This is a genomic window from Kitasatospora sp. NBC_01300 (assembly GCF_041435235.1).
Classification (GTDB): Bacteria; Actinomycetota; Actinomycetes; order Streptomycetales; family Streptomycetaceae; genus Kitasatospora.
Genome location: NZ_CP108408.1, coordinates 3,012,073 through 3,027,541, shown reverse-complemented (window position 1 = coordinate 3,027,541; position 15,469 = coordinate 3,012,073). Strand labels below are relative to the sequence as shown.

Annotated in this window: 14 protein-coding genes; 5 read left to right on the top strand and 9 right to left on the bottom strand. The window is 75.8% G+C overall.

Annotated features, from left to right (window positions below; translation table 11 throughout):
* Positions 1–17: 17 nt before the first annotated feature.
* Complete coding sequence (gene corA, locus OG556_RS13295) at positions 18–1,139, bottom strand: magnesium/cobalt transporter CorA (RefSeq protein WP_371517228.1); 1,122 nt, start codon at positions 1,137–1,139, stop codon at positions 18–20.
* A 425-nt stretch (positions 1,140–1,564) separates the two neighbouring features.
* Here corA and OG556_RS13290 point away from each other — a divergent pair, with 425 nt between their 5' ends.
* Positions 1,565–2,206 carry a suppressor of fused domain protein gene (locus OG556_RS13290; protein ID WP_363586745.1) on the top strand — a complete coding sequence of 214 codons (642 nt, stop codon included), beginning with the start codon at positions 1,565–1,567 and terminating at the stop codon, positions 2,204–2,206.
* 74 nt (positions 2,207–2,280) lie between these two features.
* Here OG556_RS13290 and OG556_RS13285 read toward each other — a convergent pair whose 3' ends face one another.
* The 5 genes from OG556_RS13285 to OG556_RS13265 all read right to left on the bottom strand — a co-directional run bounded on the left by OG556_RS13285 (position 2,281) and on the right by OG556_RS13265 (position 7,671).
* Entirely contained in the window at positions 2,281–3,141 is an 861-nt protein-coding gene (locus OG556_RS13285) for a PHP domain-containing protein (protein WP_363586744.1), read from the bottom strand.
* 71 nt (positions 3,142–3,212) lie between these two features.
* Positions 3,213–3,851: a DUF6758 family protein gene (locus tag OG556_RS13280; RefSeq protein ID WP_363586743.1), complete on the bottom strand. Its 639-nt coding sequence runs from the start codon at positions 3,849–3,851 to the stop codon at positions 3,213–3,215.
* 310 nt (positions 3,852–4,161) lie between these two features.
* On the bottom strand, positions 4,162–4,320 hold the full coding sequence (locus OG556_RS13275; protein ID WP_159398440.1) for a hypothetical protein: 159 nt from the start codon (positions 4,318–4,320) through the stop codon (positions 4,162–4,164).
* A 360-nt stretch (positions 4,321–4,680) separates the two neighbouring features.
* Positions 4,681–5,556 carry an alpha/beta fold hydrolase gene (locus tag OG556_RS13270; protein WP_363629529.1) on the bottom strand — a complete coding sequence of 292 codons (876 nt, stop codon included), beginning with the start codon at positions 5,554–5,556 and terminating at the stop codon, positions 4,681–4,683.
* 153 nt (positions 5,557–5,709) lie between these two features.
* Entirely contained in the window at positions 5,710–7,671 is a 1,962-nt protein-coding gene (locus OG556_RS13265) for a DEAD/DEAH box helicase (protein ID WP_371517227.1), read from the bottom strand.
* 706 nt (positions 7,672–8,377) lie between these two features.
* Here OG556_RS13265 and OG556_RS13260 point away from each other — a divergent pair.
* On the top strand, positions 8,378–9,106 hold the full coding sequence (locus OG556_RS13260; RefSeq protein ID WP_063347921.1) for a ferritin-like fold-containing protein: 729 nt from the start codon (positions 8,378–8,380) through the stop codon (positions 9,104–9,106).
* A gap of 19 nt (positions 9,107–9,125) precedes the next feature.
* On the opposite strand, the gene OG556_RS13255 is transcribed toward OG556_RS13260, so the two are convergent.
* The 3 genes from OG556_RS13255 to OG556_RS13245 form a co-directional block, all read right to left on the bottom strand.
* Positions 9,126–9,449 carry a hypothetical protein gene (locus tag OG556_RS13255; protein ID WP_363586741.1) on the bottom strand — a complete coding sequence of 108 codons (324 nt, stop codon included), beginning with the start codon at positions 9,447–9,449 and terminating at the stop codon, positions 9,126–9,128.
* Between the two features lie 134 nt (positions 9,450–9,583).
* Positions 9,584–9,811: a DUF3107 domain-containing protein gene (locus OG556_RS13250; protein ID WP_063347919.1), complete on the bottom strand. Its 228-nt coding sequence runs from the start codon at positions 9,809–9,811 to the stop codon at positions 9,584–9,586.
* A gap of 141 nt (positions 9,812–9,952) precedes the next feature.
* Positions 9,953–10,603: a TetR/AcrR family transcriptional regulator gene (locus tag OG556_RS13245; protein WP_363586740.1), complete on the bottom strand. Its 651-nt coding sequence runs from the start codon at positions 10,601–10,603 to the stop codon at positions 9,953–9,955.
* A 793-nt stretch (positions 10,604–11,396) separates the two neighbouring features.
* On the opposite strand from OG556_RS13245, the gene OG556_RS13240 reads away from it, so the two are divergent.
* The 3 genes from OG556_RS13240 (at position 11,397) to OG556_RS13230 (ending at position 15,257) form a co-directional block, all read left to right on the top strand.
* Positions 11,397–13,064 carry a DUF3492 domain-containing protein gene (locus OG556_RS13240; RefSeq protein WP_371517226.1) on the top strand — a complete coding sequence of 556 codons (1,668 nt, stop codon included), beginning with the start codon at positions 11,397–11,399 and terminating at the stop codon, positions 13,062–13,064.
* Positions 13,064–14,164, top strand: a complete 1,101-nt coding sequence (locus OG556_RS13235; RefSeq protein ID WP_371517225.1) for a hypothetical protein — start codon at positions 13,064–13,066, stop codon at positions 14,162–14,164. The genes OG556_RS13240 and OG556_RS13235 overlap by 1 nt, the downstream gene beginning before the upstream one ends.
* Before the next feature lie 118 nt (positions 14,165–14,282).
* Complete coding sequence (locus OG556_RS13230) at positions 14,283–15,257, top strand: NAD-dependent epimerase/dehydratase family protein (protein ID WP_363586737.1); 975 nt, start codon at positions 14,283–14,285, stop codon at positions 15,255–15,257.
* The last annotated feature ends 212 nt before the right edge of the window (positions 15,258–15,469 follow it).

Sequence of the window (15,469 nt, the reverse complement as noted above, 5' to 3'; positions counted from 1 at the left end):
GCGGGCGCCGCGGGCGGCTACAGCCAGCCGTTGCGGCGGAAGCCCCGGTACATCCCGACGCAGATCAGGATGATGGCGGTGAGCACCATCGGATAGCCGTACTTGTGGTGCAGCTCGGGCATGTACTCGAAGTTCATCCCGTACACGCCGGTGATCATGGTGGGCACGGCGAAGATCGCCGCCCAGGCGGTGATCTTGCGCATGTCCTCGTTCTGCGCCACCGAGACCTGCGCCAGATTGGCCTGGAGCAGCGAGTTCAGCAGTTCGTCGAAGCCGTGCACCTGCTCGGTGACCCGGGCCAGGTGGTCGGCGACGTCCCGGAAGTACTTCTGGATGTCCGGGTCGACGAGGCGCTGCAGCGGTTCGGACAGCTGCTGCATCGGGCGCAGCAGCGGCACCACGGCTCGCTTGAACTCCAGTACCTCGCGCTTGAGTTGGTACACCCGGCCGACGTCGGCGCTGCGCCCGCCCTTGGCCGAGAAGACGCCGTACTCGATCTCGTCCACGTCGTTCTGCAGCCGCTCGGAGACCAGCAGGTAGTTGTCCACGACGTGGTCGGCGATCGCGTGCAGCACCGCGGACGGGCCCTTGGCGAGCAGCCCGGACTCGTCCGCGTCGGCCTCCAGCCGGTGCCGCAGCTCCTGCAGCGAGCCGTGGCCGCCGTGCCGGACGGTGATCACGAAGTCCCGCCCGGCGAAGACCATCAACTCGCCGGTCTCCACCACCTCGCTGGTCGGGGTGAGCTGGTCGTGCTCGACGTAGCGGATGGTCTTGAAGACGGCGAACAGCACGTCGTCGTAGCGCTCGACCTTGGGCCGCTGGTGCGCGTGCACCGCGTCCTCGACCGCGAGCGGGTGCAGGCCGAAGCGCTGGGCGATGCCCTCGAACTCGGCCTCGGTCGGCTCGTGCAGCCCGATCCAGCTGAACGAGCCGTCCCCGTCCGGGAGTTGGTGCGCGGCCTTGATCCGGCGGGCGGCCTCGCGGGGGCTGCAGGTCTCGCCGTGGCGCTTGCCGTGCTGGTACACCGCGCAGTCGACGACCGCCGAGCCGGCGCCCGCCGGGACGGTGTCGTACGCGCCGACCGCGGAACGGCGGCGGTTGGTGCGGACGGCGGCGCGCAGGCTGTTGATCATCGACATGGCAGGCTCCCTGGAACAGGAGCCGCCGCACAGCGGCGTCGGGGTCCCCCGCCGGAAGGCGGGGGAGGAGCGGGCGGCCGTGGTGCGACGGCGAAGAACACCGGTGAAGGGGGGTGAGGGTGCTCTCCCGGCCGGTTCGTCCGCGCCCGGCCTGCCCGGGCTACCTCGGCTGGATCAGCCGGTTCAGCCTGCGTGGCGAGGGGTGCGGGGAAGTCGGGGCCGGGTAGAGCTGCCGGTACTGCATGGTCGGCCGGTATCCACCGCAACCACCTCCTTCGTGCCGCCGCCCCGGGAACCTGAGGATTCCCGGTGGCCAGTCGCTCACCCTAACATCTGACCGACCATCGGCGCCCCGGGCTTTCCCGAGGCTTTGCCCGGGCCGCCCGCACACGGCCGGCCCGCCCCCGGGGGTTACGCTCACCGGCATGGCGCACGACTTCCCGCTCTTCGGCGAACCCCACGGCGGCAGCTCCCCGGCGCTCTCCCGGGAGGCGGTGCTGGCCGCCGTCGAGGCCCGGCTGATCACCACCTTCGGCGAGCCGAGCGGCCGCGCCGCGGTCACCTTCCTCGGCACCGACCGGATCGAGGTGCTGCGCTTCGGCCCGGACGCCGACGGCCTGGTCCGGTACGCGACGCTCGGCATGTCCGCCGCGCCGATGGCCGACCCGACCGCACCGGTGGCCGACCAACTGCGCGGCCCACGCGCCGAACTGGTGCTGACCGTCCGCGGCGGGCGCGACAGCGTGCTGCGCAGCCTGGCCACCCTGGCCGCGACCCCGCAGGTCGAGGGCCTGGTGGTGGCCCCCGGCGGCTCGCTGGACCTCGGCGCCCCGCTGTGGGACGGCGCGCCGTTCACCTCGGTGCTGGCCGCCGAGCCGGGCGGCCTGGTGCCGGACCTGGAGCTGGACGAGCCGGCCGACCCGGTCCGTTTCCTGCCGCTGCTGCCGATGACGCCCAACGAGGCCGGCTGGAAGCGGGTGCACGGCGCGGCCGCGCTCCAGGAGCGCTGGCTGGAGCAGGGCGCCGACCTGCGCGACCCGGACCGCCGCGGCGTCCGGCTGGACTGACCGGGGCTCAGGTCACGGGTCTCCCGTCCTGGCCCCGCGCTCCCGCCGCGCCCCCGCACCCCGGCGCGCGGCCCTCAGCCGCCGATCGGCTTCGCGCCGGTGGCCTGCGCCAGCAGCGCCTCGTACACCGCGGGGTCGGTGGTGTGCTCGCCGAGCCGGACGGTCTTGCGGCTGCCGTGGTAGTCGCTGGAGCCGGTGACCAGCAGCCCCAGCTCGTCGGCCAGGCCGCGCAGCCGCACCCTGGTCTCCTCGTCGTGGTCGGTGTGGTCGACCTCCAGCGCCGCCAGCCCGGCCGCCGCGAGGTCGGCGATCACCTGGTCCGGGACGGTCCGCCCGCGCTTGACCGCGCCGGGGTGGGCGAACACCGGCACCCCGCCGGCCGCCCGGACCAGCCGGACCGCCTCGATCGGGTCGGTCTCGTGCTTGCGCACGTCCGCCCGGGCGCCGTTGGCCAGCCACTCGGCGGTGAAGGCGTCCGACACGGTGGCCACGACGCCCGCCTCGACCAGCGCGCTGGCGATGTGCGGGCGACCGACCGAGCCGGTCCCGGCGATCCGCTGCACCTGCTCCCAGCTGATGTCCGCGCCGAGTTCGCGGCAGCGCTCGACGATCGCCCGCCCGCGCCGGAACCGGTCGGTGCGCACCAGCTCCCGCTCGCGCGCGAACTCCGGCTCGTCCGGGTCGAACAGGTACGCCAGCAGGTGCATGCTGACGCCGCCCACCACGCAGGACAGCTCGGCGCCCGGGACGACGGTCAGCCGGCTGCCGTCCGGCAGCGCGCGCACCGCCTCGGCGGCCTCGGCGTGGCCCGCGACGGTGTCGTGGTCGGTGAGCGCCACGACGTCGAGGCCCGCGGCCACGGCCGCCGCGACCAGCTCGGTCGGGCTGTCGGTGCCGTCGGAGGCGTTGCTGTGGGCGTGCAGGTCGATGCGCACGGGGCGGACTCCTGAGGGCTCGGGGTGCCGCCCAGGATAGGACAGGGCGCCGGGCCCCGGCCGGACAGGACCTATCCCAGCAGGCGGGGGGAGAGGGCCCCGCAGGGGAGCAGGTCCAGTTCGGCGCCGGCCTCGCGCAGGTCGGTGAGGACGAGTTCGTCGTACATCACCAGGGCGGACTGCTCGGGCCAGGCGACGGCCCAGAGCCAGAGGCCGCGGGCCTCGCCGACGAACACCGCGCGGTCGACCGGGGCGTCCGGAACGTGGAACATCGGGGTGGGCCGCCCGGCGGCCAGCAGTTTGGCGTCGGCGGGCTTGTAGAGGCCGACGGAGTCGCCCGGGTCGGGCCCGGGCATCCCGGCGTAGCGGGCGCCGAGGCCGACCCCCAGCTCCTCGGCGACGAGCACCAGCTCGCCGAAGCCGCCGAGCGGGGCCGGTCCGGAGCAGGCGACGGCGGTGGCCCGGGCGCCGGAGACGTCGTCGCCGACGTGGGCGATGCCGGTGTAGAGCCAGCCGACCGGGAGCGGCCAGGGCAGCCAGACGGGGACCTGCGAGCGGGCGACGGCGACGCCCAGGGCTTCGACGCTCGGTGGCAGCACGGGCTGCATCGGGTGCACGGCTCCGTGCCGGTCGCACTGCCAGGTGTCTGAGAACAGACCGGGGGCGCGGACCCGACCGGCGCACCTCGGGCAGCTTGGCTCGCCCCTCATAGGCGACAACGCTCCTCCCTCCGGACCGCCGCGTCAAGGACGATCACCCGTACGGAGGGCTCGGCGGCACCTGTCGGTGGCGGGGCCCGTTCGGCGCGGGTGGGGCGGCGCGGCACGGGCGGTTCCCGTTGGGGGATGTCCCGTGGCGGGCGGCGGCAAACGTCTACGGGCCCAGGGCCCGGACGCACTGACGCCCTGTCATCGGCGATCGCGGTGACAGGGCGTCAGTCGGGTATCGGAACGTCCGGATCGGACGCTCCCGGCTCGTCGGCGGCGGGTGAGGGCTCCCGGTCGGAGGCGCCGCGCGTGGTCAGACGGTCGGGCACGGGCGGATGAGCAGGCGCTCACCGGTGCGGGCGGCGGCCTGGACGAACTCGCGGACGGTCTCGGCGTCGGCTATCAGGCGGTCGGCGGCGGAGCCGTTGGCGTCGTCCAGTCGGACGATCTCGAAGCGCATGGTCTTCGTCATGGGCGTCTCCTCTTCTTGCCCCGTCGGTCGGGGCGATTGCGGCTGAGTGGGTACCAGCCCTTTCGGGGTCCTGCGGGTCCGGCGGTGCGGCCGGATCGTTCGGTTCGTACGTGCGGCGGTCTGCTGCGGCAAGGGCTCCCCCTGCTTGCCTGGTGCCTCGTGAACCACGGTGACGTGGTGATGCTTCCGGGTCGTTGCCCGACCGTGAAGTCCAGGTTTCGGCTGATTCGCGCCGACGCGGAGGCCGGCGATGATTCCCGGACAGAATCAAAGATTACCGTAACTAACGACTTTTGTCCTGTGTTGAGGACGGTCGAACTTCGAGAAGTGGTTCAGACCACTCTCCGGGACCGGTGCGGCTCAGGCCCAGAACGCGGCCAGCGCCTCGGCCGTGGCGGCCGGGCGTTCGGCGTTGGGGGAGTGGCCGGCGTCCTCGACGACCACCCGGCGGGCCCCCAGGCGCTCCGCCATCCCGGTCTGCTCCGGCACCGGCCAGGCGTAGTCCCGCACCCCGGACAGCACCAGCACCGGCAGGCCGGCGGTGGCGGCGGCCAGCTCCGCCACCCGGTCCGGCGCGGCGACCAGATGGCCACCGGTGACGCTCAGCGACAGCGGTACGTTGGCCAGCCAGCGGCGGTGCAGGAACTCCGCGACGGCCGGCTCCGGGCGCTGCTTCTGGTCCCCGCTGCCCTCCTCCATCTGCCGCATGACCTGCCAGATCTCCTCCAGGCTCATGACCGGCAGCACGTCCAGCAGCAGCTGGGTACGGGCCGCCTCGGCCGGGTCGATCGCGCCCGGGCCGGTGGACATCAGGGTCAGCGAGCGCCACGGCGACGGGCCGTCCGCGGCCGCGGCCAGCACTGCCTCCCGGACCACCTGGCCGCCGAAGGAGTGCCCCAGCAGGTGCGGCGGCCCGCCGTCGGCGGCCACGGCCTCGGTGAGCGCCCGGACGTCCGCGCCCAGCGCCTCGACGGCGTACGCGGCCGGGTCGTCCGGGCCGCCGGTCTCGTACTGGCCGCGCTGGTCGACGGCGGTCACCCGGTAGCCGGCCGCCGCCAGCGGCTCCAGCAGGGCGATGAAGTCCTCCTTGCTGCCGGTGAAGCCCGGCACCAGCAGCGCCGAGCCGCGCACCGGCCCGTCCGGCTCGGCCCGCAGCGCGGCGAACCCGCCGCGGCTTGTGGACAGCCGCAGCGCGCGGGCGCAGCGGGGAAGGGTGAGGAACGGCGGCGTGCTCATGGGCTGCTCTCCTGCAGGCGACTGGCCGGTGCCCCCGACCCTATCCAGCCTGTGCCGGAACGCCGGAACGCCGGAACGCCGGAACGCCGGAACGCCGGAGGGGGCGGGCCGGACCGCGAGGGGCCCGGCCCGCCCCCTCCGGGACGGGGTGCGTCAGCTCTCCGGGGTGGCCTCCGGCGCGGCGGCGGCCTTGCGGGCCCGGGTGCGCTTGCGCGGGGCCGGGACCTCGGTCGCGGCGTCGGCGGCCGCAGCCTCCGGAGCCGCCGGGGCGGTCGCGGCCTCGGCCTTGGGCTTGCGGGTGCGCGTCCGGGTGGCCGGCTTCTCCGCGACGGCGGCCTCGGTGGCCGGGGCCTCGACGACGGCCTCGACGGCCTCCGCCTTCGGCTTGCGGGTGCGCGTCCGGGTGGCCGGCTTCTTCGCGACGACGGCCTCAGCGGCCTCGACGGCTTCGACGGCCGGAGCCTCGGCCGGGGCCTCGACGGCCTCCGCCTTCGGCTTGCGGGCGGCGCGCGTCCGGGTGCGGGCGGCCGGCTTCTCCGCGACGACGGCCTCGACGACGGCCTCGGCGGCGGCCACGACGGCCACCGCGGCCGGAGCCTCGGCGACCGGAGCCGCCACGGCCGCCTCGGTCACCGCGACGGCCTCGGCCACCACGGCGGCCTCGCCGGCGGCGGCGCCGCGCGAACGGCGGCGACGGCGGCGCGGGGCCGCCTCGCCCTCGGTGCCCTCGACGGCCGGGGCCGCGGGGGCCTCGACGACGGTCCCGGCCTCGCCCTCGGCGACCGCGGAGCCGCCCCGGGTGCGGCGGCGCTCACGGGTGCGGCGCGGCTTCTCCTCGGTCGCCACGGCGGCCTCGGGGGCGCCGGTGCGGCCGGAGCCGCTGCGCGGGCCCTTGGCCCGGGCGGTGCGCGCACCGCGCCCGCCGGTCTCGCCGAGGTCCTCGACCTCCTCCGCGCCGAGCCCGGCCCGGGTCCGCTCCGAACGCGGCAGCACACCCTTGGTGCCCGGCGCGATCTTCAGCAGCTCGTACAGGTGCGGCGAGGTGGAGTAGGTCTCCTCCGGGTCGTTGAAGGTCAGCTCCAGCGCCTTGTTGATCAGCTGCCAGCGCGGGATGTCGTCCCAGTCGACCAGGGTGACGGCGGTGCCCGAGGCGCCGGCCCGGCCGGTGCGGCCGATCCGGTGCAGGTAGGTCTTCTCGTCCTCGGGGCACTGGTAGTTGACCACGTGCGTGACGCCCTCGACGTCGATGCCGCGGGCGGCGACGTCGGTGCAGACCAGCACGTCGACCTTGCCGTTGCGGAACGCGCGCAGCGCCTGCTCGCGGGCGCCCTGGCCGAGGTCGCCGTGGACGGCGCCGGCCGCGAAGCCGCGCTGGGTCAGCTGGTCGGCGACGTCGGCGGCGGTGCGCTTGGTCCGGCAGAAGATCATCGCCAGCCCGCGGCCGTCGGCCTGGAGGATGCGCGAGACGAGCTCGACCTTGTCCAGCGAGTGCGCGCGGAAGATGTGCTGCTCGATGTTGGCGACGGTGGTGCCGGTGTCGTCCGGGGCGGCGGCCCGGATGTGGGTGGGCTGGCTCATGTACCGGCGGGCGAGGCTGATGACCTGACCCGGCATGGTGGCCGAGAACAGCAGGGTCTGCCGCTTGGCCGGCAGCATGGTGATGATCTTCTCGACGTCCGGCAGGAAGCCGAGGTCGAGCATCTCGTCGGCCTCGTCCAGGACCAGCGAGCGGACCTTGGACAGGTTCAGCTTCTTCTGCCCGGCCAGGTCCAGCAGGCGGCCCGGGGTGCCGACCACGATGTCGACGCCCTTGGCGAGCGCCTCGACCTGCGGCTCGTACGCGCGGCCGCCGTAGACGGCCAGGACGCGCACGTCGCGGACCTTGCCGGCGGTCTGCAGGTCGTTGGTGACCTGGGTGCAGAGCTCACGCGTCGGGACGACGATGAGCGCCTGCGGGCCGTCGGAGAGCTGCTCCTCGGTCGCCCGGCCGGCGTCCACGTCGGCGCGCACGACGCACCGCTCGATCAGCGGGAGGCCGAAGCCGAGGGTCTTGCCGGTGCCGGTCTTGGCCTGGCCGATGACGTCGTGGCCGGTCAGCGCGACCGGGAGGGTCATCTCCTGGATGGGGAAGGGGTGGACGATGCCGACGGACTCGAGCGCCTCGGCGGTCTCCGGGAGGATTCCCAGATCCCGGAACGTCGTCTTGATGGGTTCAGCGGTGGTGGACAGGGTGCTGCCTCTTCCGTGTGAAAGGGGCCGAGAGCGAGCGGCGGGCGGGCAGCCGCACGGCTGCGTACGGGCCTGGCGGCCCTGATGCAGCTGAGCGGACGCACAACCGCGCCGGTCCCTGCGGCCGGCCGGTGCGCGCTGCCCTGTGCGGGGCGCGTCGCCGGCGGCGTCGGGGAGGATTCCCATGAGGGACCTGCGCGGGACCTTCGCCAGGGGGCGCGGTCTCGGCGGCCCTCGCTCGGCCACTGATGCGGTGCCAAGGCTTGAAGTCCAAGCCATGGTCGGAGCCGATCGGCTCTCCGACCGGGCATCCGCGTACGTGAGTACCCGTGGCTCCGGTGCGGACACGTCCGGATGGACGGTGCCGCTTCGGAGCGGGCTTGCGCGGGACACCGAGACGGCGGTGACACCGTGCGAACACGACGGGGCTCCGTACCACCATACAGTCAGGCGACGACTCGAACACGTGACGCGTCTGACATTGCCCCTCCCGACCCGGGCCGGAAGGGGTGTTCCGGCCGGTCACCCGGGCGACCGGCCGACGGCCGGCCAGGGTGGGTCCCCCGGGCCGGCGGGACTAAGGTGGCGGGTCATGGAGACCCATGGTGAGACGCAGGACGCCGCGGCCGGCTCGATCGGGGACTGGGCCGCGTGCTCGGCCGACCCCGGCTACCGGGCGGCGGTGCTGGACCTGCTCGGCGCACTCGCCTACGGCGAGCTGAGCGCCTTCGAGCGGCTCGCCGAGGACGCCAAGCTGGCGCCGGACCTCGCCGACAAGGCGGCCCTGGCCCGGATGGCCTCCGCCGAGTTCCAGCACTACCAGCGCCTGCACGACCGGCTCGCCGAGATCGGCGCCGACCCGCAGGAGGCGATGCGCCCGTTCGTCGAGCCGCTGGAGCTGTTCCACCGGATGACCGCGCCCTCGGACTGGCTGGAGGGCCTGGTCAAGGCCTACGTCGGCGACGCCATCGCGACCGACTTCTACCGCGAGGTCGCCGTCCGGCTCGACGACGACACCCGCGACCTGGTGCTCGGCGTCATGTCCGACACCGGGCACGCCCAGTTCGCGGTGGACAAGGTGCGCCAGGCCATCGAGGCCGACCCGCGCTCCGGCGGCCGGCTCGCGCTGTGGGGCCGGCGGCTGATGGGCGAGGCGCTCAGCCAGGCCCAGCGGGTGGTCGCCGAGCGGGACGCGCTGTCCAACCTGCTGGTCGGCGGCGTCCAGGTGCAGGGCTTCGACCTGGTCGAGGTCGGCAAGATGTTCAACCGGATCACCGAGGCGCACACCCGGCGGATGGCCGCCCTGGGCCTGGCCAGCTAGGGCCTGCCCGGCCCGGGCGTCAGGCCGGCCGGTGGCGCCGGGTGCGGTGGACACCGGCCCGGTGCGGGTGGTGCCGGTGCGCCGGGGCCCGCCCGGCGGCGAGGTCCGGCCGGGCCAGCGTCGTGGTCAGCACCGCCGAGGCCAGCGCCGCGGCCGCGATCGACGCCGCCGGGTAGCGCCCGTCCAGGCAGAAGTGCGCCACCGTCCCGCCGAGCAGCGCCGCCGCCAGGGCGGTGCCCAGGGTCAGGGTGCGGGCCGCCCGGAAGTACGCGGGCCGCGCCAGCAGTGCGGCCAGGCCCGCGGCCAGGCCGACGAGGGCGAAGGCGATCGACTCGACCAGCAAAACTGCCTCCCGGGGACGGGCGCGCGGCGCCGACGGCCGCACTGTCGCCGTACCCCGGCCGACCCGGCCGTACACGCAACGGTGCCCCGCTCCCTGGGGGAGCGGGGCACCGGGTGAGCAGCTCGGACGACGCCTCAGGCGGTGCCGAAGCCGACCTTGCGGGCGGCCTGCTCGCCGATCTCCACGTACGCCAGGCGCTCGGCCGGGACGATGACGCGGCGGCCGTGCTCGTCGGTCAGCGCGAAGAGCTTCTCCGAACCCTCCAGCGCCTTGGCGATCGCGCTCTGGATCTCATCGGCACTCTGCGTGCTCTCGATCACGATCTCGCGCGGCGTGTTCTGCACGCCGATCTTGACCTCCACGGCTTCCGTCCCTCCGGGGTTGCAGCCTCCACGCGCGGACACCCCGACCGCCTGGGACAAGCGTTCGCGACGACCGCGCCGTACGGCTTCACCATAGAGCACGGGATCACCGCGGCGGCGAAGGTCGGTGGATCACCCCTGCTAGAGGGCCTCTCCGCCCTCCGAGGTGGGGTGCATCGGGAAGCCCTTCAGCCCGCGCCAGGCCAGGCTGGCGACCAGTCGCGCCGCCTCGTCGCGCGGGATGTCCAGGCCCTGCGACAGCCAGTACCGGGCGGTGATCTGGGCCAGGCCGCAGACCCCGGCGGCGAGCAGCTTGGACTCCGCCTCGGGCAGGTCGGTGTCCTCCTGGATCACCTTGCTGACCAGCGTCGCGCTCGCCTCGGAGGCCCGCTCGACCCGCTCGCGCACGGCCGGCTCGTTGGTCAGGTCCGACTCGAAGACCAGGCGGAACGCGCCGGACTCGCTGGAGACGTAGTTGAAGTACGCCTCCATCGTCGCGGCCACCCGGAGCTTGTTGTCGGTGGTCGTCGACAGTGCGTCGCGGGTCGACTCGACCAGGGCGTCGCAGTGCTTGTCCAGCAGCGCCAGGTACAGCTCCAGCTTCCCGGGGAAGTGCTGGTACAGCACCGGCTTGCTGACCCCGGCGCGGTCGGCGATGTCGTCCATGGCGGCCGCGTGGTAACCCTGCGCGACGAACACCTCCTGGGCGGCACCGAGCAGTTGTTCACGGCGGGCGCTTCGCGGCAGGCGGGCACCGCGCGGGCGCTCCTGCGCCTCCTGGATGGCCGTCACGGCGCTCCTCACTTCGGTTGTTCGGGGCTGGCAAGAGGGCCGATTCTACTTTTCGGTAACCGCTTCCGCGTTCGGCGGGAGTGAGAAAAGGACCTCGGCCTCCTTGTCAGGAGCCCACAATACGGCGCTGACCTCGGCGTCGGCAGGGGTGTGACAGGGGCCGGAACGGCCGTCCGGGCCGTCGGAATCCGAACCTCGTGACGCACCGCACCGGCGGCGTCACCGAGCGCGGAGCGCGGGCCGGCATCGTGGACCCGGGGCCCCTCGCGGCGGCGAACAAGGCCACTCCCATCGTCCGCCATGAGCGGGGAGGCCGGCGACCGGCGCCCGGCCGTCGGCGCCGCCCGGTAACGGCCCGGTTCGGGGCGAGGTCACGCCCGTTCACTCGTTCAGGTGGCAACCAGGCATGTGACCGATGGATTGCCCGGGCCCGGTCCTACCTTTCTGCTGTCGGACCGAACAGGTGTGGGGGAGGCCGCGGACGCCGGGGAAATCCGGAGGGCGGCCGCACCCAGGGGGCCCGGCGGGTCGGGCCCGGCCCGCCGGAACGGGCGTGCGCCCGGGGGAACGGATCGCGGGAGGGGCGCGGCCGGACCGTCGGGCCGGACGGCCGCACCACCGCTCGGTGGTGCCCCGCCCCGGGGGAGCGTCGCGGTGTCGTACCCGGCCGACCGGACTCCTCGCCCCCGGACCGTCCCCGCCGCCGTGCGGGGCCGCCCCGGTGGCCACTCAAGCCGCTCAAGCCATCCGTCGATCCGCCCGCCCGTGATCCGCTCTGCCCTGGAGGTCTCCCGTGCGCATCGCCCTGCTCACCGAGGGTGCCGGCCCACATTCCCGGCGCGGCGCCGGAGGCTGGTGCGACCGGCTGGCCGCGGGCCTGCCGGAGCACGAGTTCGGGCTGTACCTGCTGACCGGCCAGGGCGGCCAGGGCACCGCCGAGCGGCTGTCGCCCGCCTGGCGCGGGGCGCGCGAGCTGGCGCTGTGGGGGCGCCGGCCGGGCGGCCGGGTGCCCGGCACGCTGCGCGGACGCCAGTACGCCCGGGCGTACGAGGACCTGGTCAGAGCCCTGGTGCTGCCGGGGGAGCGGGCCGGCTTCGGGGCCGGGCTGTACCGGCTGGCCGTCCTCGCCCGGGAGGACGGCACGCTGCCCGCCTTCCTCGCCTCCGCGCACGCCCGGCGCACCCTGGAGCGGGTCTGGCGGCTGCCGGGCGCGGAGACCTCGGCCGGGCAGCCGCTGGTCCGCGACGTGCTGGTCGCGGCGGACCTGCTGGAGCAGTGCCTGCGGCCGTTGTCCGCGCCCTGGTACGGCACCGGGCCCGACGGCCTCGGCGGCGCCGACCTGTGCCACGTGGTCGGCGGCGGCCCCGCGGCGCTGCCCGCGCTGGTCGCCCGGTACCTGCACGGGGTGCCGTTCGTGGTCACCGAGCACGGCCTGCACCTGCGCGAGCAGTACCTCGGCCACCGCGAGGCGCCGTACCGGTGGCCGGTCCGGGCGCTGCTGCTGGCGTACTTCCGGGCGCTCACCGAGGAGACCTACCGGCAGGCGGCCGTCCTGACCCCCGGCAGCGCCCACGACCAGCAGTGGCAGCGCCGCTGCGGGGCCGACCCGGCGCGCACCCGGGTGGTGTACGAGGGGACGCCCGCGGTGGTCCGCCCGGCGGCCGGGCCCGAGCCCGCCGTGCCGACCCTGGTGTGGGCGGGCGCGCTGGAGCCGGGGCGGGACACCGAGCTGATGCTGCACGCCTTCGCGCGGGTGCGCGCCGACCTGCCGAGGGCCCGGCTGGTGATCCACGGCGAGGAGGCCGAGCCCGGCTACCGGGCGCACTGCGCGGCGCTCGCCGAGCGGCTCGGACTGGCCGCGGCGGTGGACTTCGCCGGGCGGCCCGGCTCGCTCGCCGAGGTCTGGGAGGGCGGCACGCTGGCCGTGTTCTCCGCGCTGTCCCAGCGCAGCCCCAGGCTGCTCGCGGACGCGATGCTCAGCGGCCGGGCCGTGGTGTCCACCGACGTCGGGGTGGCCCGCGAGGTGGTCGGGCCGACCGGGCTGCTGGTGCCCGCCGGGGACCCGCGCGCGCTGGCCGGCGCCTGCCTGGCGCTGCTGCGCGATGAGGAGCGGCGCGCCCGGCTCGGGCTGGCCGGGCGGCTGCGGGCGCAGGAACGCTTCGCCGTGGAGCCGGTGATCGGCGCCTTCCGGGAGATCTACCTGGAGCTGGTCTCGCAGTACCCGGCCTTCCCCGGCGGCGCGGCCGGGGAGTCGCCGCGCCCGTTCGCCCGGCCCGCCGAGTACTGGCTCGCCGACGGCCGCCGCGCGCCGGACGGCCCGGGCGGCCAGGGTGCCCCGGACGCGGCGGACGGCCCCGGAGGACGCCACGGCGCCGGGCCGGCCGGGTCCGAGCGGCCGGAGGACGGGGGCGGTGACGCCGGCGCGCAAGAGCGCCCCGGCGCCCTCGCGGAGGCCGTCTGATGGCGGGCGGCGCGGCGCCGGGCGGCCCCGGGAGCCCGGTGGGGGACCCGGTGCGCGAGGTGATGGCCGAGCACCGGGCGCTGTGCGAGCGGGCCGTCGACCCGCTGGAGATCGCCGCCGGACTGGAGGAGGCCGGGCTCGGCCCGCAGGCCGCCGCGCGCTGCCGGCACGCCGACCTGTTCTCGCTCGCCGAGGAGCTGTACGCGCGGGTGCCCCGCCGCCCACCCGTGCCGGAGCCGCCGCGCGGCCGGGAGTGCGCCGCCGCCACCCGGGCGACGCTGACCGCCGCCGCGCTGGCCGCGCTGCCCTGCGCGGCCGTGGTCGCGCTCGGCGCCCGCTGGCCGGTGCTGCTGCCGGCCGCCGTCCCGCTGGTGCTGGTGCCCGCCCTGGCCGCGGACCCCGCCGCCGAGCCCGGCCCGCCGGACACCCGCCCCTGCGGCGCGGCGGACGGGCTGGGTCCGGCGCGGGCGCCGCGGCGGGCCGGCTCCCGGTGGCACCCGGCGGCGCTGGGGCACGGGCTGGGCCTGGCCGCGCTGCTGCTGCTCCCGCTGGCCGCGGCGGACGGGGACCGGCGGCTGACCGCCGCGCTGGTGCTGGCCGGGGCGGTGTCGGCCGGGTCGGCCGAGCGGGCGGCCCGCTGGTACCGGCAGGTCGGCCGCGGCCATCTCGGCGCGGCGGCCACGCTGGCCGAGTTCCGGTCCCGGATGCGGCCGGTGCTCCCGGTGGCGGTCGCCCTGCACCTGGCGGTGCTCGCGGTGCTGACCTTCGCCGCGCTGGCGGTGCTGACCGTCCTCGCGCCGCGCCCCGGGCCGGGCCACGGCGGGGGCCTGCTGCACCTGGCGGCCGAACGGGCCGGTGCCACGCAGTGGGCGGCGCAGGGCGTGCTGGGCCTGCTGCTGGTGCTGCCCGCGCTGCTGGCCCGCTGCGGCCGGACGGCGGCCGCCGCGGCGGGGGCGCTGGCCGGGCCCGCCGTGGCGCTCGGGCTGCTCGCCCTGGGCCGTTCCGGGCCGACGGCCGGGATGCTCGGCGGCGGCGCGGTCGCCGCGGTGCTGCTGGCGTACGCCTGGGCCGTGCTCGGCCGGGCCGGTTCGCACCGCTGAGCCCGCCCGCCGGTGCGGCCCCGGGTGCCGCCCCCTTCTCTTTGCTCTCACTCAGTCCGCTCTTGATTTTCAGTCCGCCAGGTCGTCCCCGACCTCGCTTCGTGGAAGGACGCCCCCGATGAGGGTGCTGCTGCTGGGCGCCGACGGTTTCATCGGCCGCCGGGTCACCGATCGTCTGCTCATGGACCAGGAGTTGCAGGTGACGGTGCTCGGCCGGCGCGACTCGGCCGACATCCGCTTCGACCTGACCACCGGAAGCCCGGGCGCGCTGGCCCGGTTCCTGGACGCGGTCGTGCCGCAGGTGGTGATCAACTGCGCGGGCGCCACCTACGGCAGCTCGCGCACCCTGATCCGGTCGAACACGCTGGCCGTCGCCACCGTCTGCGAGGCGATCCGGCGCAGCCGGGAGCCGGCCCGGCTGGTGCACGTCGGCTCGGCCGCCGAGTACGGCCCGGTGCCGGGCGGGGTGCCGGTGTCGGAGCAGGCCGAGCCGCGGCCGGTCGGCCCGTACGGGGTGTCCAAGCTGGCCGGGACGGAGCTGGTGCTGGCGTCGGGCCTGGACGCGGCGGTGCTGCGGGTGTTCGACGTGGTGGGCCCGGGGGCGCCGACCGCCTCGCTGTTCGGGCGGCTCGCGGAGGGGCTGCGGCGGGCCCTGGAGCGGGACGAAACCCAGGTGCGGATGCCGGACCTGTCCGGATACCGGGATTTCGTGGACGTGCGGGACGTCGCGCGGGCGATTCAGGCGGCGGCGGTGTCGGCCGCCACCGGGGTGGTCAACATCGGCAGCGGGCACGCCGTCCGGGCCCGGGACGCGGCCCAGCTGCTGGTCCGGGCGTCCGGCTTCGAGGGGGCGATCGTCGAGGAGAACCGCCAGGTCCTGCTGCCCGCGCAGGCCGGCGGCCCGGTCGGCGACCACCTGCCCGGCCACCACCTGCCGGGCCACCGGCCGGAGGGCCGGGTCGCGGCGGGGGAGCCGGTGCCGTGGCGGCAGGCGGACGTGCGCACCGCCCGGGACCGTCTCGGCTGGCGGACACAGGTGCCGCTGGAGGAGTCGCTCGGGGACGTCTGGCTGGAGACGGCCTGCCGGGTCTGAGCGGCCACCGGGAGCGCCCCGGGCCTGTCGGCACAGGCCGGGGGCGCTTTTCCGGGCTCCGGCGGGCGGTCCCACGATCCGACGCCGGCCGTCTCGCCCATCGGACGAGCTGTCTCGGAATACCGGAGGGGCGTGACACTGTTGGCCTAGGAGCCACCCGCGTGGCGGCGCAGCAACCACCATGAGGCTGGCCCAGGCCACCTGAACCAGAC